We start from the raw sequence: 21899 nt of genomic DNA on the forward strand, positions 1-21899 counted from the left end.
GATAATTTCAGTTATTTACTACTTGCTTATGTCGGAAAGTGACAGAAGAGGGTTAGTGATGGTTGGTCTTTACTGGGGTAAGCGTTTTAGCGTCAATCGGCTGCGAGACATTGCCAACGTCGATCGGGATGGGTCATCGCTGCGAGGTTTAGCAGCAGCAGCAGAAAGCATCGGGTTTTCGACTCGACCTGTAAAAGCCAGCCTTGATAAACTTGCCCAGCAAAGTTTGCCTGCGATTGTGCATTGGGAAGGCAAACATTATATTGTCGTCTACGAAGTCAGAGGCGATCGCGTTATCGTTGGAGATCCTGCTATTGGTCAGCGTACCCTCACTTATGCAGAATTTAAAGCAGGTTGGACTGGCTATACTTTATTACTCCAACCCACAGCCTTACTCAAAGAGACAAAAGAAGCTAGCACTGCTTTCTGGCAGTTTTTTGAATTAACTAAACCTCACTGGCTGGTGTTGTTGGAAGTATTTATTGCTTCCATCCTCATTCAAATTTTTGGCCTGATTACACCCCTATTTACGCAATTATTGTTAGACCGAGTAGTTGTGCAACGCAGTGACCTAACATTAACGGCTGTAGGCATCGGCTTGGTAATCTTTAGCCTTTTTAGAGTTGCCATAACTGGACTGCGGCAATACCTTCTAGACCACACAGCTAACCGAGTGGATCTAGCCTTGATTGTGGGTTTTATTAGTCATACTTTCCGTTTACCTCTGAACTATTTCGAGTCCCGTTACGTTGGTGATATTATTTCCCGCGTGCAGGAAAATCGCAAAATTCAACGTTTTTTAACTGGTGAAGCCCTATCTATCTTTCTCGATTTACTAACAGTATTTGTCTATGTAGGATTGATGTTTTGGTATAGCTGGAAGATGGCATTAATGACCTTAGTAATTGTGCCACCATTCGTATTATTGGCGCTGATTGCTACACCTTTCTTACAGCGTGTTTCCCGCGAGATTTTTGGGGCACATAATGAAGAAACTGGGTATTTGATTCAGTCTCTCACTGGTATCCGCACGATTAAGTCTATGGCTGTTGAGCAAACAGTCCGCTGGCATTGGGAAGAACTTTTTGGTAAGTCAGTGAAAAAAACTTTTTCTGGGCAGGTAATTGGCAATACACTGCAAATATTTAGCTCCGGTATTGAAGCTGTAGTCACCACAGTTTTACTGTGGTTTGGGGCATGGCAAGTGATTCAGAATGAACTCACAATTGGGCAACTGATTGCTTTTAATATGTTGCTGGGTAATGTTATTAATCCCTTCCAAAGGCTGATTTTGCTATGGAATGAATTGCAAGAGGTGCTAATTGCCGTTGAACGCATCAATGATGTGATTGACGCTGAACCAGAAGAAGATTTACAACACCAGTCTCATCAATCTTTACCGCCAATTCGCGGTTATATTTGCTTTGACAAAGTTACTTTTCGTTATCATCCAGAAAGTGATAGAAACACCTTAGAAAACATCAGTTTTGAGGTGCAACCAGGGCAAACGATCGCACTTGTAGGGCGCAGTGGTTCAGGAAAAACGACCATTTCCAAGTTGGTATTGGGGCTGTATCCTCCCACAGAAGGGAAAATTTTGATTGACGGCTATGATATTACTAGTTTGTCATTGCGATCGCTCCGTTCTCAAATTGGTGTCGTTGACCAAGATACTTTTCTCTTTGGTGGTACGATTCGGGAAAATATTAGTTTAGGTTATCCCGAAGCAACTTTAGAAGAGGTCATAGAAGCAGCGCAACAAGCGGGAGCGCATGAATTTATTAAAGAATTACCGATGGGCTATGAAACACAAATCGGTGAGGGAGGAGGAACCCTGTCTGGTGGACAAAGACAACGGCTAGCGATCGCTCGCGCCCTTGTCGGAAATCCCCAACTGCTGATTTTAGATGAAGCCACCAGCAGTCTTGACGCTGAATCTGAACGTATCATCCAGACTAACCTCAACAAAATTCTTCAAGATAGAACAACGCTGGTGATTGCTCATCGCCTTTCAACAGTACGCAATGCTGACAAAATTTTGGTGCTAGATAGAGGTCTTTTGGTTGAAAGTGGAACTCACGATCAATTAATGGCTAAACGCGGTCACTACTTTTACCTGAATCAACAGCAACTTACCATAGCAGTTTGAACTAAAAGCCTCTTCATTTTTCGTTCTTTAGCTTTGCTAGAAACCAGAAAAATCCAATATTTGAAATCCAAAACTGTATTACCAATTATGCCAAATGAATTTACTACCCAAGAGCAGTTCAGTCAAAACGGTCACTACCCTAGTAATCAACTAGACTTGAAAGAATCCAAAAAAACACTATCATCACAAGAGCGAAAATCCTATGCACCTTTGGGTGAAGACTGGTCTTCTTTAACAAAAGAACTGATTGATACCTTACCACGGATTTGGACACGCGGCTTGTTGTATTGGCTAGTAGTATTTGTTGCGATCGTCTTACCTTGGGCAATGCTATCCAAAGTAGACGAAACAGGTAGCGCCAGAGGACGACTTGAACCCCAAGGGAGAACTGTGAGATTAGATGCACCTGTTACCGGAAAAGTTACAGCCATCAAGGTAAAAGAAGGTCAAACTGTACTTTCCGGGCAAACTTTACTGGAATTAGAATCAGAATTAACTCGTACTGAACTGCAACAAACTCAGGCAAAACTTGAGGGTCAACAAAATCGAGTTAATCAGCTTCAGCTATTAAAAAATCAACTGGAAATGTCTTTACGTACTCAGCAATTGCAAAATCAAGCTCAAGAATCTGAGCAACTTGCTCAACTTGACCAAATACATCAAAAATTTAATTCTAGTAAACAAGTATATGCCCTAGAAGTTGGTCGCCTTAAGCTAGCTAAAAATGAGGTACAACGTTATCAATATCTTTTGCAAAAGGGCGCTATTTCCAAAAGTAAATTAGAAGAAATAGAAGGTGCAATGTTTGAGCGTCAAAGACTGCTAGAACAAGCTCAATCGGATATTCAACAGGCCAACACCGAGATTGCTAAACAGCAAAGTACCAATCAACGTATTAGACGCACAGGTGAGCTTGCAGTTTTGGATAGTCACAAACAACTCAAAGAACTCCAAGCTCAAGTTGTAGATTTACAATCAGAAATTTCTCAAACTAAAAAGCAAATTCATTCTTTACAATTCCAATTACAACAGCAAACACTCCGCGCTCCGATTGCTGGCACAATTTTCCAGTTGTCTATCAATAACGCCGGGACAGTAGTACAACCAGGACAGATGGTTACTCAGATTGCACCTAATGGAGTACCTCTAATATTCAGAGCGCAGATGCCTAGTCAAGAAAGTGGCTTTCTGCGTGTAGGAATGCCAGTTAAACTTAAATTTGATGCTTATCCTTTCCAAGATTATGGAGTGATAGAAGGCAAACTCCACTGGATTTCACCAGACTCCAAAGTTGTGGAAACTGCTCAAGGTAACATAGAAAATTTTGAATTAGAAATTGCAGTGCCGCAGACTTATATTCAAAGTGGAAACAAACGTATTGCTTTAACGCCTGGTCAAACAGCAACTGCTGAGGTAATTGTTCGGCAGCGCCGTATTGTTGATTTTGTGTTAGACCCGTTTAAAAAGTTGCAAAAAGGTGGTTTGAAACTCTAAAAATCAAGAACTATCAAAAAGTTTATCTTTTCTATTTCATTTCGATCGCTAAGAAGTTTTACTATGTTAGAAGTGGCAACTGTTTCTCTCGAAGAAATTATCAACCAAGTCAAGATTTCATGTCAAATTCCTTCTGTGATTGAAGGTATTCTTACTCGCAAGATTATTTCACATACGGCACAAGAAGTTAATATTAAAGTGGAGCCAGAAGAACTACAGCAAGCGGCAGATAACTTGCGTTTGATGAACAATTTGACTGGTGCTGATGCTACTTGGTCATGGCTACAGAGACACAGTTTATCTCTAGACGAGTTTGAAGAATTAGTTTATTACACAGTAATTTCCTCAAAATTAGCTCAATATCTGTTTGTAGATAAAGTTGAATCTTTTTTTGTAGAACATCAGATTGATTATGCCCAGATAGTTATGTATGAAGTCGTTTTAGATGATTTTGATTTGGCTATGGAACTGTTTTACGCATTGGGTGAAGGTGAGATAAGTTTTCATGAAATTGCTCATCAATATATTCAAGATACAGAACTACGCAGAAAAGGAGGATATCGAGGGATATTAAGCCGTGCAGATTTGAAACCAGAAATTTCTGCTGCTGTCTTTGCGGCAACTCCACCGCAAGTTGTCAAACCAATATTGACATCCATTGGGGCACATCTAATTTTGGTTGAGGAAATTATTGAGCCACAATTGGACGAGATGTTGCGCTTAAAAATTATCTCAAACTTGTTTTCTGAATGGCTAAAGCGTAAAATTTTGGATCTAAATTTTACCCTATAATTGGTAAGCTTGCAGTATTTTATCCGAAAAAGCTTATAATAGCTGTATTACAAAAGTTCTGGATTAGCACAGTAGAATATGACATTGAAAAACACTTTTGGTGAATATAGTTTTGTCACCAAACTAGACGTTACTAATCTCGAAGCTAGTGCCGAGTGGTACAAGTCCAAGCTTGGGTTAGTTCCTGAAGAAAAATATGACACACCTAGCTGGAGACAGTTTAGTTTTCCTGATATTCCACGCTTTGCAATCGGATTGAACTTGAGTAACTCAGTTGAACCAGGTAATACTGTCAGTACCTTTGTTGTCAATGATATAGTTACTGCTCGTCAAAGCCTGACTGAAAAAGGAGTCTCAGTTGGGCCAATTACAGATGTTGGTCATGGAGTGCAATTATCCACTTTCAAGGATATTGACGGAAATTTGTTAGGGCTTAGGCAAAATCCGCAGTCTTAACCTGGATTTACACCTAAATCGGGGAATTAGGCAGGGATATGATTTCATTTGCAATTTAACCTAACTGTCTTAGTGGGGATCAGCCTAAAAAAGCTTGTAAAACGAATCTTGACCCAAGATTTCCCACCAACTCCCCACTTATGACTCCAATAGTCCACATCAGCAGAACTTTTGGCAGTAAGAGAGAAAATCGATTGGCTACGCTTTGCTTTAAGAGCGATCGCTTCGCTACTTTCTCCATCCCCAGATTTCCTTTTTCTCCTACTTGCCAATTCATTGGAATTATTTAGCAGAGCATTAAGTTAACGTGAGTTCGACACTGTCTCCCTAAAAGGGCGATTGGCTTCAAATGTTTTATGTGTAGAACGATACAGCCGTCTGTCCCTCAATTTTGCCAGTGCCTTCCCCGCTTCAAAAATGCCCGTTCCACTTTCCTCTCTAGGAGTAGGCGATCGCCATTATATACCCGATCCAATACTGCTCTCGTCCGGGAATATAATAGGCATGACTCGATTTTCAAGACAAGAGGAATGCGATCGACGCCAGGGGCGATCGCTAGTCTTGAACCTGGGGGAAGTGCTTTCACCGCTGCACCTGCGGGGTAGGACTCGCACCTACATGGTCATTCAGTTGTCAAGGTGAGCAGTCCGTTGCGGAGGTTCCCTTTGTTGTAGGAACTGCGAACCCGGAGGGTTGAGAATCTTGCGGATAATCCTTTAACCCCTTGCGGGGTATAGTTTCTAGCCAACGAATCCCACTTCTACATAGCCTTCCGTTCCATTAACCCGAATTCTCTGTCCGTCTTCGATCAGCTTGGTAGCATTTTCTACTCCAACAACTGCACTTATACCATATTCACGTGCGATAACTGCTCCATGTGTCATCAATCCACCAACTTCGGTGACTAGGCCTTTTATGGATACAAACAATGGTGTCCAGCTAGGGTCAGTAAAGGAGGTGACTAATATATCTCCATCTTCTAGCTCGGCATCTTCCATGTTTAAGATGACACGCGCTCGCCCCTCTATAACTCCGGAGGAAACAGGTAGACCTACAATAGCTTCGGCAGGGAGATTTTCTCGTTTGTACCGACCTGCAATGATTTCACCATCAGACGTGATAACACGGGGGGGAGTTAGTTTTTCATATAATTTGTACTCATCTTTTCGTTTGCCGATAATCTGGTAATCAAGTTTATTTGTGCGTACAACTGAGCGAAGTTCTTCAAAAGTGAGATAGTATATATCTTCTTTTTCATGAATAACGCCCGCTTGTATGAGTTGTTCGGCTTCTTTGAGTAAAGCTTTCTTATAAACGAAGTAGCGATTAATCATGCCGTATTTTGGATATTCACGATAACCGATGAAATTCCGAATTAGACCGATCGTTCGTTTTGTCTCTTCGGCCTTTTGTTCGCCATCCGGTAATTGCTTCAATCGATCTAATAACTCTTGTTCTTTTTTCAAAGCTGACTGTCGTCCTTGCTCAAATTTCCGCTTGCTAGCATTAGGCTCAAAGTTTTTGATGTTACTGAGAATCATGGGGATAAGTGTAGTTGGTTTTTCACTCCAACGAGTTTTAGTAATATCGATTTCTCCGGCACATCGCATTCCATATTTGTTGAGATAAGCATAGATAGCGTCTTGGGTTTCCTTTCCCCCATTAAACTTAACCAGTTCATCCAAAAAGCTATCATCTTTTATATGTTGTAAATAATCAATTACTTCAGGATAAGGACGAATTACATCTGCGACATCCAATAGTTCCAGACCCATAGATGAAGTAATATTGTTGGGTACAGATTGAGAAAGCGTGTCTGCTACGTTTTTTTCATCTAACCACTCCTGCATTTTTTCATTGATCCATGATGAAGCATTCATCGCAGTCATAATCACACCAAAACTTTGTGGATCGGATAAACTCTTCTTTAATTTCTGGGTGTCTTCTTGAATAAAATCAATTAGATCCAATCCTGATTTCGTTTGGATGTGATGTTTTAAATCGTCTATCGATACTTGATTACTCTTAATTAAATCAGAAACGATTGTCGGATCGTATTCGTTTAGTGTTTGAAAATCCGCAGGCGATGGAGATTTATTGCTTTTACCGGGACTTAGTTCTTTTTGATCGTCTGGTAATGATTCAATGAAATCTCCTCGCTCTATGATAGTCATCAGTGCGTCTTTTATGAGCGGTTCGGATTTTCCCAACACATCTACTACAATTTTTCTTCTAACAGGTGAAGCCAGATCGGGTGTGATATCAACAAACAACCTTCCACCAGCTTTATACATGGGTCGAGCAGCTATTAATTGAAATAAAGACAATCCCAATGGTTTAATGGGGTCGGTCATCATTTGTTGATGACCAACAGATACATAAACGTGATTTTCGCGATCGCTCGCTTCCGGGATCGGATATAAAGTCGTGATGGGGCGACTTTGGACAATATAAAATGTATCATCAACCAAACACCATTCGATGTCCTGGGGGCGGCCGAAATGTTCTTCAATCTTCCTACCGATGCGCTCAAGCTGCAAAATCTGCTCATCCGTCAGCGCTTGCCTATTCTGTCTGTGTTGTTCAATTTCCTGTAATTTCGTACCGCCATCTTTTAAGGCATAAATAGCCAGTTTCTTGGTGGATATCTTCTTATCAATAACCTGACCGTTACAAACTTTATAGATATCAGCATTCACAAGACCTCTGACCAAAGCTTCACCAAGTCCGAAGCTGGCATCAATGGATAACACCTTCCGATTAGAAGTGACGGGATCGGCAGTAAACAAAATTCCTGCCACCTGCGGTAATACCATCTTCTGAACAACCACAGACAGGTAAACTTTACGGTGGTCAAAGCCGTTTTGGAGGCGGTAAATTACTGCTCTCTCGGTAAATAGCGATGCCCAGCACTTGCTGATATGCTGATAGATTGCCTCCTTTGAGACAATGTTCAAATACGTATCCTGCTGGCCTGCAAAAGAGGCTGTCGGTAAATCCTCAGCAGTTGCGCTGGATCGTACTGCATAGGCATTTTTTTCATCAAACCTGGAGAGGAGGCGGGCGATCTCTTCATTAATATCTTGAGGAATGGTTATACCTTCAATGAAAGAGCGAATCTCACCGCTAAGTTCACCGATTTTATGCCGGTCTTCCATCAATAGATGCGATAACTGTTCGAGTAATTCATTAATCGATGGCATTTTTCCAATGATTCTTTTAAAAGCTTCAGTAGAAATACAAAAGCCATCCGGTACGTGGATTCCCTCAATTCTGGATAGTTCCCCCAGGTTAGCAGCTTTGCCCCCAACAACCTTGAGTTTTGTTTTATCAATATCTTGAAAACAAAGCACAAATGAACTCATCAGTTTCCTTCCTTTGGCAATTCATACTTTGGTAATTTTAACTGCATCACAACCGATCGACTCTCGACGGTCGGTGTGCATGGGCGTCGGCAAAAGTCACAATCCTATTCTTACTTCAGAGATACGCATCTCAGTTATAGTTTTCATACCCTAAAGGGGTAATTTGGTTAAGACAATGGCAAAGTTTACTGTTGGCGACTATTTATTGCTTCGTCTGGAGCAAATTGGCATCAAGCATATCTTTGGCGTTGCTGGAGACTACAATATGGAATTTCTCGACTATATTGTTAACCACAATGGCATCGAGTTAATTTCTACTTGCAACGAACTTAACGCATCCTATGCTGCCGATGGTTATGGTCGGCTTAATGGTGTTGCGGCATTAGTAACTACGTTTGGTGTTGGTGAACTCAGTGCTATTAATGGTATCGCTGGCGCTTATGCTGAACACGTTCCGGTTGTAGCGATTACCGGTGCTCCTGCAACTAAAATTCAAGCTCTTGGTTCACTTGTCCATCATACGCTTGGTACTGGTGATTTCTCAATATTTGCCCGAATGTATCAACAGGTAACGGTGGCTCAAGCATATTTAACAAATGAAAATGCAACAACGGAAATTGACAGAGTTTTAGGTATCTGTTTGCTGAAGAAATTACCTGTTTATATTTCCATACCGATGGATGTTGCTCTAGCTGAGGTGTCTGCACCGTCTGATTTCTTTATACCCCCTGTATTTCAGAGCAATGGCGCTACAATAGCAGAAATAATTGATGTCTGTGTAAACATACTGGAAAAAGCTTCCCAACCTGTGATTCTTGCTGATATTGGTGTAGCTCGCTATCATTTGCATGAACAATTGCGAGAATTGCTAACAGCTACTGGATACCCTTATGCGACGATGAACATGGGAAAAGGATTGCTAGAAGAAACCCACCCCCAATTCATCGGCATATATAATGGTGCTGCCAGTGAGGAATCTGTTAGAAAACGTATTGAGCAGGCAGATTGTGTTTTAACTATCGGTGCTTTGATGACTGATTTCAACACGGGTAAGTTTTCTGCCAAACTCGATCCCAGCCAAACTATTGAAGTGCATGGGGAGTATGTAAAAGTTAAACATGCTTTATACAACAATGTCGCTATGGCAGATGTGCTTTCTGCTTTAAGCCAACGGTTGCAGCACCGCGATCGTCAAACGCTGAATTTCAAATCAGCAACAGAAAATTTAGATGCTGGTTTTATAGAGCCTATCGTTGGCGGCTCTTCGGCACCAATTACGCAGCAGCATTTTTGGCATAGATTTGCTCATTTTCTCCAAGAAGATGACATTATCGTTGCTGAGACTGGAACTTGTTTGTTTGGCGCTTCTATCGTTCCTTTGCCAAAAGGAGCTACTTTTGTTGGGCAAGTACTTTGGGGATCGATTGGTTACTCTGTTGGTTCATTACTTGGTTGTGCCATCGCCGCACCACAACGTCGCTCTATCCTACTGGTTGGTGACGGGTCTTTCCAAATGACTGCACAAGAACTTTCAACCATCTTACGCTATAATCTAAAACCGATTATTTTGTTGATTAACAATGATGGATATACTATAGAGCGTGATATTCACGGTGAACGTATGCCATATAACGACATTCAACCTTGGAATTATCATCAGCTCCCTAAGGTTTTCGCTGGCAATGCCTGGGCAATTAAAGTTAGTACCGAATCGCAGTTAGACAAAGCATTAGAAACAGCTCAACAAAACCGTGACCAACTTGCTTTTATTGAGGTTGTAATGGATAAAATGGACAGCCCAGAGGTTCTGTTAAAGATGTTGCAGTAATAAAGCAACATACTGCCTCATCAATTACTCAGTACCTTAACGATCGATCGGCGTTGCGGTGTGATGTTGGAGTTTGAAGACGCTTGCCAAAACTTGTTTGCTCAACGTGGTGACAGATGCGCCCCAGTGGACTGAATGGATGGCATGAAAAAGTTGGGTACAGAAAGCGATCGCTAAAAGGTCAGTTCCTCCCCAGCAAAAAGAACTAACTCTTATCCAGCATCAAGGGATTATTAACTATGGGGGCGGGGCTGTCTTTGAGCCTTACCAAAATTCTAATCGCACACCAACGTCAGATAGCATATCGAGAACTCGTATTGGTACATTGTTTGAGTTAGTAAAAAATAGACTTCTTGACTTCTTGGCATTGTGGGGAAAAGTTTTTTCTTGTTCAACGAGAAAGCTTTGGTAAAGAGTTGGGTAATTCATGCTTCAGAATGCTGACTATTCTTGCTGCTTGTTTATCCCAACATAAGGATACCTCTAAACCCGCTTGTCAATAGCGTTTGAGATGCGCTTACCCTGCTATGTTAGTCTACTAAAAGTTGGCAAGCATTTGTTCGATTTCTGTATCCATTAACTCATTAACTTCAGCTAAAATTTGTTCTAGAGCATCACTTTCTACTTGTTCAAGTTTGTGAGTCTGTACCAATTCGCTTATTTGAGCGATTGTCGAGCATTCAAATAAACTACGCAACGGTAACTCTATCAAGAAGGCTTCGTTGATCTGATTTACAAGTTGCATAGCTAAGAGCGAATTGCCTCCCAATTCAAAGAAATTATCGTGGATACCGACTTGTTTTAAGTTTAAAACTTCAGCCCAGATAGAAGCTAGTAACTCCTCGATAGGGTTGCGGGGTGAAACCATATTCACTTCAATATTGTTGATTAACACACCCAAGCGATTTAGAGTAAGACGATCGATTTTACCATTAGGGGTAAGCGGTATGGTTTCTACTTGGAAGAAAGTAGAGGGTAACATGTACTCAGGCAATTTTTGCTTGAGGAAGCGATGCAGTTCCCTACTATCTACATTTTGCTCTTGATGAAAAACAATGTATGCTTGCAATCGCTGATTATCTAGTTGGTCATCGCTGGCTATAACTACACACTCTCTGACTTGTGGATGTTGACTCAGCGCTGCTTCGATTTCTCCCAACTCAATACGGAAACCGCGAATTTTCAGTTGATTATCAATTCGACCGATAAATTCAATAGTACCATCGCTTCTGTGGCGGGCTAAATCTCCTGTTTTGTACAAGCGGGCTGTCGGTTCATTACTAAAGGGGTTGAAAATAAACTTTTCGACTGTTAATTCTGGACGGTTAAGATAACCTCGTGCCAAACCATTACCACCAATATGCAATTCACCTGCAACACCGATAGGCACTGGTTGCAAATGATGGTCGAGAATATAAATTTGAGTATTAGCTATGGGATGACCAATAAACAGTGAGGAAGCTGTTTGATGTTCTAAACTCACTTGGGAATCATAGACTGTAGCTGTAATTGTAGCTTCAGTAGGGCCGTAAGCGTTTCGCCAACTAACGTTGCTACCTACTTGCTGTTGCCAAGTAATAAACCGCTCTAATGGGACTCTTTCGCTACCAAGAACCAATAAACGTACATTCTCTGCCCAGCTGATATGGGGCATTTGGGAAACCCACTCTTGCCAGTATACTACTGGCAGGTTTAGGACAGTCAATTCTTGTTTTTTGACAAATTGCACAAAATCTGCGATCGCAAACATTTTCTTTGGTCGTAGTACCAAAGTTGCTCCACTTAACCAAGTAGGAAATATTTCCTCGGCAGCTACATCAAAGCTAAAGCTTGCAAATTGTAGGACGCGATCGCTCACTTTTAGCTCATAATTTTTAGCTATAGCGTAGTTATGGTTTACTAAGGCTTGGTGCGGAATTAGTACCCCTTTCGATTTGCCAGTAGAACCAGAAGTATAAATCACATAGGCTAAATTTTTCGGCTCAACAACACTAACAGGATTCGTGATTGATTGACGAGAAATCGCTTGCCAATCCGTATCCAATAGTACTAGTTTTGCAGAGTGTGGAGGCAGTTGACTCTCTAATTCAGCACTTGTCAGTAGCACTGAGGCTTGAGAATCACTTAGCATATGAGCCAAGCGTTCTTGAGGATAAGCCGGGTCTAGGGGTACGTAAGCACCACCAGCTTTGAGAACACCCAGCATCGCTACTAACATTTCTACAGAATGTTCAACGCAAATGCCTACAAGCACTTCTGGTTTTACACCTAAACTTTGTAGGAAATGCGCTAATTGGTTAGCACGCTGATTTAGCTCTCGGTAGGTCAGTTTTTCTTCAGTAAATTCTACCGCTACAGCATTCGGAGTCAATTGTGCTTGTTGTGCAAATATTTGATGAATACATTTATCTTGGGGATAGTCGGTTTGAGTGTTATTCCACTCAACCAGTATTTGATGGCGTTCGGTTGCTGTTAATAAGGATAATTGCGAGAGCGATGTTTGGGGGCTGGCAATAATCGCCATCAATAACGTTTGGTAATGTCCAAGTATGCGGTCAATAGTGGCAGCATCAAACAAGTCTGCATTATAATCACATTCCAACAGTAACTCGTTTTCAATCTCAGTCACATTCAAGCCTAGATCGTAGTCAGCAAAACTTATAGATTGAGGTAACAAGCTACTTGACAAATTATACATTTGGGGAATGTCTACGGGGCGCTCCAGGTTAAAGGTGGCGTTCACCAAAGGAGATATGCTGCTACTAGCCTTTACTCCCAGTTTGTCAATTAATTTAGCGAAAGGATAATCTTGATGCTCATAGGCATCCAACAACAAACTTTTGCAAGTTTTGAGATGTTCGACGAATGTCACATCGCCGACAATTTGACCGCGTATCGGTAGCAGATGGCTGCAATAACCAACTAGTCGCTCACTACCTTCAAGAGAGCGTCCAGCAGCAGCAATACCAATGGTAATGTCGTCTTGGTTGGTTAAGCGATAGAGTAAGACAGTATATGCAGACAGCAGCATCATAAATAAGGTACAACCGTTTTGCTTGCTGAATTGTTTGATGGCACCACTTAAACTACTGTCAAGCTGTAACTGTTGTCTGCCACCTTGATAAGTTTTGATTAGTGGGCGAGGACGGTCAGTGGGCAGGTCTAAAACTGGAACTGGGCTAGCAAACTTCTGTAGCCAATAAGATTCATGAGCTTTCATCTCGTCTGTTTCACAGTATTGACGATGCCAGTCAAGATATGAACTATATTGCATCGGTGGTTCTAGCTGGCAAACATCACCCTGACAAGTTGCTGAATACAATGCAATCATTTCTTGCAAGATAACGCTGATTGACCAGCCATCAGTAATAATGTGATGGGCGCTAACAACTAATATATGCAATTGGTCTTTTAATTTCAAAATCCGAACGCGGAATAAAGGCCCGTTGGTGAGGTCAAAAGATTCGCGGTTTTCATTTTGCAACCACTGGGCTAGTTGAAAGTTGCCATCTTCTACATTTGAAAAGTCAATTACAGGAACGTCTATTTGCAGTGATGGTAATATTTCTTGAAAATCGCCTTGACTGCTGATAGTTGTACGTAGAGCCTCATTACGTTGTATCACTTGCTGCACTGCTTGACGCATGGCTGCTAGATGAAGTGTACCCCGTAATTGAATATTGAGGGAAATGTTGTAAGCTAAAGACCCATTGTCACCAATTTGAGCTAAAAACCAAAGCTGCTTTTGGGCATCACTCAGGGGAATTTTGAATGCTGGTTTTAGTTCTAATTCACTTTTAATTTGGGTTTCCAAATCTACAGAATTTCTCAATTTGTCTGATGTGTTATGTGTCTGCTTTTGGACTATCGATAATTTTAGCTTTTTGGGAAAAAAACCTGCTGTGCGTAATTCTTGTACACTATCTTGGACTGATTTAATTACATAATTTACATCTTCATCTGTGTGTGCAGTAGATAGAAAACAGGTGCGTCCTTCCCAAATATAAACGCCTTTTGCAATTAAAGAGTAATACAGCAAATCCATTTCTAAAGGCTGATATAGATAGCTAGAATTGCCCGATAAAGTAAAGCGAAAAAGCGAGCTAAAATGCACTATCTGGACAGGGATATTTTCTTGTTCAAAGTAAGTATTGAGTGTTGCGGCTAACTGTGATGTACGTTGATTCAATCGCTCCTGGAGGGTAGCTCCTTCGGCTTTGAGGTGTAGGAGTGTGGCTCGTGTTGCTGCCATCGTCAAAGGATGTTTGGAGAAAGTACCAGCAAAAAATGTCGTTTCCACTTCTGGATAAGATTCATCTCCATAGTTCCACATACCACCGTCAATTTTGTCCATATAAGCTGCTTTTCCAGCTATTACCCCGATTGGCATTCCCCCACCAATTAACTTGCCATAGATGACAATATCTGCATCAACACCAGACCATGCTTGCGCTCCACGGGGATGAACGCGGAAACCTGTGATTACTTCATCGAAAATCAAGGTGATATCTAGTTGTTGTGTTACCTCTCGCAACTGTTGCAGAAATTCTTTAGGTTGTAAATCGGGTTTGCGGCTTTGTACAGGCTCAACTAAAACTGCTGCTAATTCATGAGCATTGGCTTTGATAATATCAAGCGATTCAGAAGCCCCATAAGTCAGAAGCAAAACATCATCAACCATATTTTGCAGCACCCCTGGAACCATTGGGTGTGCTGGTAATTTTCCGTCTTCAGATGTTTGTGGTATGGCTAAGGTGCCATCAAAATGACCGTGATAAGCGCCTTTAAAAATAGCAATTTTGGCACGACCTGTGGCTGCACGGGCTATACGCATCGCTGTCATCGTCGCTTCTGTACCTGAATTACAGAAAGTGACTCGTTCCATTCCTGTCATTTCGCAGATTAAAGTTGCTACCTCACCAGCAAGTTGAGATTGAGGGCCGATTTGCGTCCCTTGCTTGAGTTGATTTTCTAGAGCTTCTGTAATAAAGGGAACATCATGACCAAAAAGATGTACGCCAAAACCCATAGAAATATCTATGTATTTATTGCCATCAATATCCCAAATTTTTGAACCTTGGGAACGATCGCCAACAATAGGATAGAGGATTTCTTTAGTTTCAGGACGAAATCCGACAGAAGCCCTTCTGTCGGCGAGGACAGGGCGATAAGTTTGCGATCGCTGTTTGGATTTTGCTGTACGTTTGGTATAACGGGCGATCAGAGAATCTAAATATTGTTGTTGTTGTGGGGTGAGGATTTTGGCTGACGATTGTTCAACTCGCCAGAAAGAAGAGGGAAAATCTTTTTTTGCGGTTGAGTTGTGTAATTCTACTGGGTTATGGGCAAATTTCGTTTCTTTATGTGGGCTAGGGGAAGAATTTAAATTTGTTGATAAGCTTGAATTACGCAAGATTTCCAACTGTTGGGACATCAATTCAAACTGCTGCCGAAGAACGATTTCTACTAATGTTTCGGATGTCGTTTCTGACGCTTGAGAGGGTGATATTTCGGGTTGTTCTTGAATTTGAGATTTGATAGGTTCTTGTTGTATACTCTCATCAATATAATTTGCTAACGCATTCAGGTTTGTTAGTTCTTCAAATAACTGACGAATCGTAATTTTAATTCCAAAAGTATTTTCAATTTGACGAATGGCATCAATTAGCACTATTGAATCAGCACCCATGTCTAAAAAATGAGCATGAACATCAATATCTTCTGGATCGGATTTGAGTAAATTTGCAATAATTGTACGTAGTTCTGTTAATAATTTTTGGTATTTATGGGGTTGACTGGGAACTTGAAAATAAGAATTATCAGTGTTAAGAGTATATGTGTTCATGAGTTTTTATCAATTGCTTGGTTGGAATTTAATCTGATTAGTTTTTTCAGGGGCTATATATAAAAGGAAGAAGAGAAGAAATAAATGTGTACCTAGCTTCGCAAAAATAAAATGAGTCCTATATATAGCCTATGTTTTCATAGGGGTAAGTCAATTAATTTATGCAATCACTGACTTACCGTTCTATTTTTCGCTAAATTTGGGCTTATCTTGACCGTATTCCATTCTGGAATGGCAAGAATTTGTCTGTAGACAAATTATGACTACGCAAAACTTCTAATTGCTCAGACATAATCTGTAGTTGTTGTTTGAGCATTTTTTCTACCAATGCTTGAGATGGTATTCTTCTAGCATCACCATTAAAAGCAACAGGTTTAGAACCATTGCTATTGAGATTTACTTCTGTACTGTCAACCGAATTTTGCGATTGAACCCAGTAACGTTTTCTTTGAAACGCATAAGTAGGAACTGGAAGTACCTGATGCGAATAATCGCTTTCAAATCCCGTCCAGTCAATATCTACTCCTCGCAGATACAATACTGATACACTTTCCAATAATGTTTGCCAATTATCTCGCTTTGCAGTCAAAGAAGGCAACCAAACCGAATCTTCGTTTTGCTGACAACGTTTACCCAGACTAGAAAGAACTGGTTTAGCACCAATTTCTATGAATAATTCGTAACCTTCTGCCAATAAAGTATTCAACCCTGCCATAAATCTTACGGCTTGGCGCGTATGGCATCGCCAGTATTTGGCATCAGGTACTTGTCCTGCTGGTAGAAAATTCCCGGTGACATTGGAAACTAAAGGAATCAGTGGTGCTTGAAATTTGACTTGGCTTGTTACTTGTTCAAAAGCATCAAGCATTTCATCCATTAAAGGAGAATGGAAAGCATGAGATACATTCAAGCGTCGAGTCTCAATTCCTTGGGCTGTGAATTGGGCGATCGCTGCCTCAACTTTGGCGATCGCACCAGAGATGGTGATATTATTAGGAGCATTAACCGCAGATATGGTAAGTTCTGTGTAAGATTCAATCACAGCTTGCACTTGCGCTTCATTGGCAAACACCGCAGCCATCGCACCGATTGACTTGATTTCTTCCATCAAGCGCGATCGTTCGGTAACTAGCTTCAGTCCTACTTCCAAACTAAATACTCCAGCAATGCAAGCAGCCACATATTCACCGAAACTGTGACCAATTACTGCTGTTGGTTCCACACCCCAAGACTTCCATAATTGCGCCAAAGCGTACTCTACAGCAAATATAGCTGGTTGGGTATAGGCAGTTTCATCGATGCAGCTACTTTCAGTTTTAGGATATAAAACCGACAGCAGAGGTTTATCTAAATGTGACCGCAAAATTTCATCGCATTGGTCGATGCAAGCGCGGAAGGTCGGTTGAGTTTCGTAAAGTTGGCGACCCATATTTAGATATTGGGAACCTTGGCCTGTGAATAAAAAAACGATTTTGGGATGCTTTTTGCCGCTAATTTTACCGCTTTCTAACTGAGATGTTTTTTTACCAGCCGTGTAAGCACCAAGTCCCGTTTGTAATTGGATGTTAGATTGAGCGATCGCAACTAGGCGATGCTCGAAATGGGAACGTCCGGTATTAGCCGTAAAACAAATATCTGCTAATGACGCATCAGGGTTATTACCAAGATAATTTTCATAATCTCGTGCTAAATCGCGCAAAGCATTTTCACTTTTAGCAGAGAGTGTGAAAAGATGCATCTGCCGTTCATCGCGGTCTGTTTGTTTTTGAAGAGGTGCTTCTTCTAAAATTACATGGGCATTAGTACCACCAAAACCAAAAGAAGATACACCAGCCAAGCGCCGTTTATCGTCTCGATGCCAAGGTACACATACAGTGGGGATGGATAACGTTCCAGCCAAAGAAATGTGGGGGTTAACTTGTTTGAGGTGCAGATGGGGTGGAATTTCCTCGCGATCTAGCGATAGTACAGTTTTAATTAAACCAGCGATTCCCCCTGCTGCTTCTAAATGTCCAATGTTGGTTTTGACCGAACCAATCACACAGGGATTTTCCGGCGATCGCCCTGGCGTCAGTACAGCTTTTAGGGAATTGATTTCGATAGGATCGCCTAAAAAAGTTCCAGTACCGTGGGCTTCAATGTAACTGATTTCATCAGGTGAGATACCTGCGTTTTGCATCGCTTGCCGAATCACTGCTTGTTGGGCTGGGCCGTTGGGTGCTGTCAGTCCGTTGCTGCGTCCGTCTTGATTAATTGCCGAACCTTTAATCACTGCCAGGATATTATCACCATCCCGGCGCGCATCGCTAAGACGCTTGAGAACTACTACACCACAACCTTCTCCCCGGACATAACCATCAGCATCGGCATCAAAAGTTTTACAACGACCATCACTAGCCATCATCCCGGCTTGGGAAAATGTAATCGTCAATTGTGGGGTGAGAATTAAGTTTACACCAGCAGCTAAGGCCAGTTCGCATTCTCCCTGACGCAGACTTTGACAAGCTTGGTGAACTGCAACTAAAGATGAAGAACAAGCTGTATCTACTGCCAAACTCGGCCCGCGCAAATCTAACAAATAGGAAATACGGTTAGCGGCGATGCTAAAAGCGTTACCTGTACCCGTGTAAGCATCTAATCCAGTAATTTGTTTGGATTGCAACTGAGAGTAATCAAAATTACTAATCCCGACAAAGACACCTGTATTGGTTCCTGCTAATTTATCTGGTGGATAAGCTGCATTTTCCAGCGCTTCCCAGCTAACTTCTAGTAATAATCTCTGTTGTGGGTCGAGAGATTCTGCTTCGCGTGGGGAAATGCCAAAAAATTGCGCGTCAAATTGGTCTACTTGCTCTAAAAAGCCACCCCAACGAGTATTCATTTTGCCTGGTGTTGCACGGTTTGGATCGTAGAAAGTATCGATATTCCATCGCTGTTTAGGTACTTCACTAATAGCATCAACACCATTACGGAGTAATTGCCAAAAAGCTTCTGGGTTATTAGCACCAGGGTAACGGCAACCAATACCAACGATCGCGATCGCATTATTTTCTGTTTGCTGCTGCGCTATTATCTTCGGTTGTGGCACTCCATCACCTAAATATTGTGCCAAAACAGCGATAGAAGGGTAATCATATAACAGCGTCGGTGAAAGTTCCCGTCCTAACCATTCTTGTAATTCTCCAGAAATTCTCACGGCTGCCAAGGAACCCAGCCCGTATTGTGCAAGCGGTTCGTCAATATTAATTTCCTGGGGAGATTGCAATTGTTCAGTAACTTTTGCAACTAACCAAGCTGCGATCGCTTCGGTGTTTACTGTTTGTTCTACTTGTGGTGCAATTGCTTCTTGCGTTTTGTTGGGAGCATCAGCACTCCACTGGGCAACTACATCAAGAGTACCAGCTTCTAACTCAGTTCGGCAGGTACTGCGTCGCACTTTGCCAGAGGAAGTTTTGGGCAAACTGTTTGTTTTAATTAAGACAATGGTATGAGTTGGCAAGTCATGGTGTTCGGCTACAGCTTTACGAATTGCTGTTATGACTTCATCAGCGTTGAGTTTGCGGAGATGAGAGCGTTCGACTTCTTGGACTATGACCAACCTTTCTGAGTTATTGATTTCGACTGCAAAGGCTGCACCACTAGCAGGACGTAGTGCCGGATGACAATTTTCCACGGTGAATTCAATATCTTGCGGATAATGGTTGCGACCCATGATAATAATTAAATCTTTGAGACGGCCAGTGATAAACAACTCACCATCCTGTAAACAGCCTAAATCTCCAGTCCGCAAAAAAGGGCCAGTTGTATTGTCTGCAAGATACGCATGAAAAGTATTTTTTGTTTGTTCGGGATTATTCCAGTAACCTTGAGCAACGCTAGGCCCTGATACCCAAACTTCTCCCACTTGTCCATCTGCACAAGGCATAAATGATTCGGGATTTACAACCAATACTTTTTGGTCTGGGCTACTTTTACCGCAACCAACAATCGCTTTGCCGCCAGCTTCAGCAGTAGTATCTATGACTTGGTTTTGTGACAAAGCTGTGGTTTGAATATGACGAACAATTGGAACTTCAGATGTTAAACCCCCAGATACAATTAAAGTCGTTTCCGCCATCCCATAACAAGGATAGAAAGCTTCTTGACGGAAACCGCAAGGAGCAAAAGTTTCGGCAAAACGTTCCAGTGTTTCGGCCCGTATCGGTTCAGCACCTGTAAACGCAACTTTCCAACTACTCAAATCAAGACTTGCTAGTTGTTCGGGGGTAATTTGGCGACAGGCGAGGTCATAAGCAAAATCTGGGCCGCCACTGGTAGTTGCTTTGTAATTAGAAATCGCCTGCAACCAACGGAAAGGCTTTTGCAGAAAAGCAACCGGCGCCATCAGCGTTACTGGAAAACCACCATATATCGGTTGCAAAACCCCACCAATTAATCCCATATCGTGATATGGTGGCAGCCAAATTACACCTTGGCTTTGGGGTGTGTGTTGATAAAAGTTATAGATTAGTTGGGAATTATGCAATAAATTACCGTGGGTAATCATTACTCCTTTCGGTGTGCCAGTAGAACCCGAAGTGTATTGCAGAAAAGCCAAAGTATCACTATTGACATTTGGATGCTGCCAATTTTCAACTATACCGATGTTAATACTATCAGTTGCGATCCAGGGTATCACCGCCAATGTAATATTTTCAGCTAATTGAGGCGAGATGGTTGTCAATATAGATTCTGTAGTCAATGCTACTACCGCTTCAGCATCAGATACAATCGCCTGTAGCCTAGACATTTTTTGATTGCGTCGGGGTGGATAAGCTGGAACTGCGACAAAACCAGCATATAAACAACCAAAAAAGGCGGCGATAAATTCTAGTCCAGGTGGATACAGTAACAAAGCCCGCGAACCTGGTACTCCCTGTTGCAGAAGTTGAGTAGCGATCGCGCGTGCTTTTCGATCTAATTCTTGATAAGTTAAGTTAACGCTTTCTGTTTCTCCATCAACAAGAAAAGTATAAGCTGTTTGCTCAGGTTGATTATGCGCTCTATAGGTTAAAAGGTCTATTAAAGTAGAAAAGTTAACATTATTTTTATTGGCAAAATTGTTGAGGCTAGTAATCATTTGCTTTTTCCTTATAAGAAATCTAGTAATGGACGGAGTTTGTAATTAATAGTGAAGTTAAGAGACTTTGAACTGTGCCTGTTGAGACATTTGTATGTTTTCTAACAAAGCATCTACATCTGCCTGTAGTTGCTGCAAATCTTGTTGAGGGTTTACTGTCCAAGTATGGATTGCATTCAAATTTGCATTCAGAAAAATTTTCTGACAAGTTTGACGGTCAATCTTTCCATCAGAGTCTTTTGGGAGACTAGTTGCCTTTAGAAGTACTACAGCATATATTTGCAATCCATGTTCTTCCAACACAGCAAAACGGATAGCTTGAATTACTTCATCCACGTTCAGAATACGTGAATAGGTTCTTTTGACTTCTTGAATAACTACTAGTCGTTCTTGATAATTAACTTCGACGGTAAATGCCACTCCTGCATTTTGTCTTAAGGAAGGATGGCTTTGATTTACGGCTTTTTCAATAGCTTGAGTGGAATAATTAGCACCTCGAATACTAATTATATTTCTGACAGAATGTTTATTTAGGTTGAGGTTACTTTCATCAACAATTTGTCTTTCTTCTTGCTGCTGATTAACCAATACTAAAAAGTTCATTTTTCTACTCTAATATATAACTAAGATGAGTAAATTCATTCAAAAAATTAGGAAAGTTGCTTACAATGTATATTACCGATCTAATCTATAAAATTATGCAAATAAAAAGCAGTTTTTAGAAAAGATAACCGTAAATAGCAAATATTAAGAAATATATAAAGCCCTAAATAATTTGTCGAACGCCTCCGCCATCGCCTTTCATATAGCGTCTTTGAAGGAAAAGAGTAAAAAATAAAATATTAAGTAAT

The 21899-nt window shown here is 41.3% G+C and carries 11 protein-coding genes; 5 read left to right on the forward strand and 6 right to left on the reverse strand.

Annotation, left to right across the window (positions count from 1 at the left end; genetic code table 11):
- From RMX89_RS27035 to RMX89_RS27050, 4 genes are all read left to right on the forward strand, one after another.
- The coding region (locus tag RMX89_RS27035; RefSeq protein ID WP_322691084.1) for a peptidase domain-containing ABC transporter at positions 1-2149 on the forward strand (2149 nt) is incomplete at its 5' end.
- A gap of 87 nt (positions 2150-2236) precedes the next feature.
- Complete coding sequence (locus RMX89_RS27040; protein ID WP_322691085.1) at positions 2237-3643, forward strand: HlyD family efflux transporter periplasmic adaptor subunit; 1407 nt, start codon at positions 2237-2239, stop codon at positions 3641-3643.
- A 63-nt stretch (positions 3644-3706) separates the two neighbouring features.
- A complete protein-coding gene (locus RMX89_RS27045) occupies positions 3707-4435 on the forward strand; it encodes a peptidylprolyl isomerase (RefSeq protein WP_322691086.1) in 729 nt (242 codons plus the stop codon).
- Positions 4436-4513: 78 nt separating this feature from the next.
- Positions 4514-4891, forward strand: a complete 378-nt coding sequence (locus RMX89_RS27050; RefSeq protein ID WP_099099723.1) for a VOC family protein — start codon at positions 4514-4516, stop codon at positions 4889-4891.
- A 79-nt stretch (positions 4892-4970) separates the two neighbouring features.
- On the opposite strand, the gene RMX89_RS27055 is transcribed toward RMX89_RS27050, so the two are convergent.
- The 3 genes from RMX89_RS27055 to ppsA all read right to left on the reverse strand — a co-directional run bounded on the left by RMX89_RS27055 (position 4971) and on the right by ppsA (position 8256).
- The gene (locus RMX89_RS27055; RefSeq protein ID WP_322691087.1) at positions 4971-5168 is read right to left on the reverse strand and encodes a hypothetical protein; all 198 of its coding nucleotides are present in this window, start codon (positions 5166-5168) and stop codon (positions 4971-4973) included.
- A 108-nt stretch (positions 5169-5276) separates the two neighbouring features.
- Positions 5277-5477, reverse strand: coding sequence for a hypothetical protein (locus RMX89_RS27060; RefSeq protein WP_322691108.1), 201 nt, complete (start codon positions 5475-5477; stop codon positions 5277-5279).
- Between the two features lie 154 nt (positions 5478-5631).
- The gene (gene ppsA, locus RMX89_RS27065) at positions 5632-8256 is read right to left on the reverse strand and encodes a phosphoenolpyruvate synthase (RefSeq protein WP_322691088.1); all 2625 of its coding nucleotides are present in this window, start codon (positions 8254-8256) and stop codon (positions 5632-5634) included.
- A gap of 175 nt (positions 8257-8431) precedes the next feature.
- On the opposite strand from ppsA, the gene RMX89_RS27070 reads away from it, so the two are divergent.
- Positions 8432-10084 carry an alpha-keto acid decarboxylase family protein gene (locus RMX89_RS27070; RefSeq protein ID WP_322691089.1) on the forward strand — a complete coding sequence of 551 codons (1653 nt, stop codon included), beginning with the start codon at positions 8432-8434 and terminating at the stop codon, positions 10082-10084.
- A gap of 538 nt (positions 10085-10622) precedes the next feature.
- Here RMX89_RS27070 and RMX89_RS27075 read toward each other — a convergent pair.
- The 3 genes from RMX89_RS27075 to RMX89_RS27085 all read right to left on the reverse strand — a co-directional run bounded on the left by RMX89_RS27075 (position 10623) and on the right by RMX89_RS27085 (position 21651).
- Entirely contained in the window at positions 10623-15929 is a 5307-nt protein-coding gene (locus tag RMX89_RS27075) for a non-ribosomal peptide synthetase (RefSeq protein WP_322691090.1), read from the reverse strand.
- A gap of 205 nt (positions 15930-16134) precedes the next feature.
- Positions 16135-21048: a polyketide synthase gene (locus RMX89_RS27080; protein ID WP_322691091.1), complete on the reverse strand. Its 4914-nt coding sequence runs from the start codon at positions 21046-21048 to the stop codon at positions 16135-16137.
- Between the two features lie 57 nt (positions 21049-21105).
- A complete protein-coding gene (locus RMX89_RS27085) occupies positions 21106-21651 on the reverse strand; it encodes a hypothetical protein (protein ID WP_322691092.1) in 546 nt (181 codons plus the stop codon).
- Between the last annotated feature and the right edge of the window lie 248 nt (positions 21652-21899).

Source organism: Nostoc sp. DedSLP04 (genome assembly GCF_034530775.1).
Lineage (GTDB): Bacteria > Cyanobacteriota > Cyanobacteriia > Cyanobacteriales > Nostocaceae > Nostoc.

Bases quoted from the DNA above. Each gene is read 5' to 3' on its own strand.
- RMX89_RS27040 (WP_322691085.1), top strand. From the start codon at position 2,237: ATGCCAAATGAATTTACTACCCAAGAGCAGTTCAGTCAAAACGGTCAC.
- RMX89_RS27045 (WP_322691086.1), top strand. From the start codon at position 3,707: ATGTTAGAAGTGGCAACTGTTTCTCTCGAAGAAATTATCAACCAAGTC.
- RMX89_RS27050 (WP_099099723.1), top strand. From the start codon at position 4,514: ATGACATTGAAAAACACTTTTGGTGAATATAGTTTTGTCACCAAACTA.
- RMX89_RS27055 (WP_322691087.1), bottom strand. From the start codon at position 5,168: ATGAATTGGCAAGTAGGAGAAAAAGGAAATCTGGGGATGGAGAAAGTA.
- ppsA (WP_322691088.1), bottom strand. From the start codon at position 8,256: ATGAGTTCATTTGTGCTTTGTTTTCAAGATATTGATAAAACAAAACTC.
- RMX89_RS27070 (WP_322691089.1), top strand. From the start codon at position 8,432: ATGGCAAAGTTTACTGTTGGCGACTATTTATTGCTTCGTCTGGAGCAA.
- RMX89_RS27075 (WP_322691090.1), bottom strand. From the start codon at position 15,929: ATGAACACATATACTCTTAACACTGATAATTCTTATTTTCAAGTTCCC.
- RMX89_RS27080 (WP_322691091.1), bottom strand. From the start codon at position 21,048: ATGATTACTAGCCTCAACAATTTTGCCAATAAAAATAATGTTAACTTT.
- RMX89_RS27085 (WP_322691092.1), bottom strand. From the start codon at position 21,651: ATGAACTTTTTAGTATTGGTTAATCAGCAGCAAGAAGAAAGACAAATT.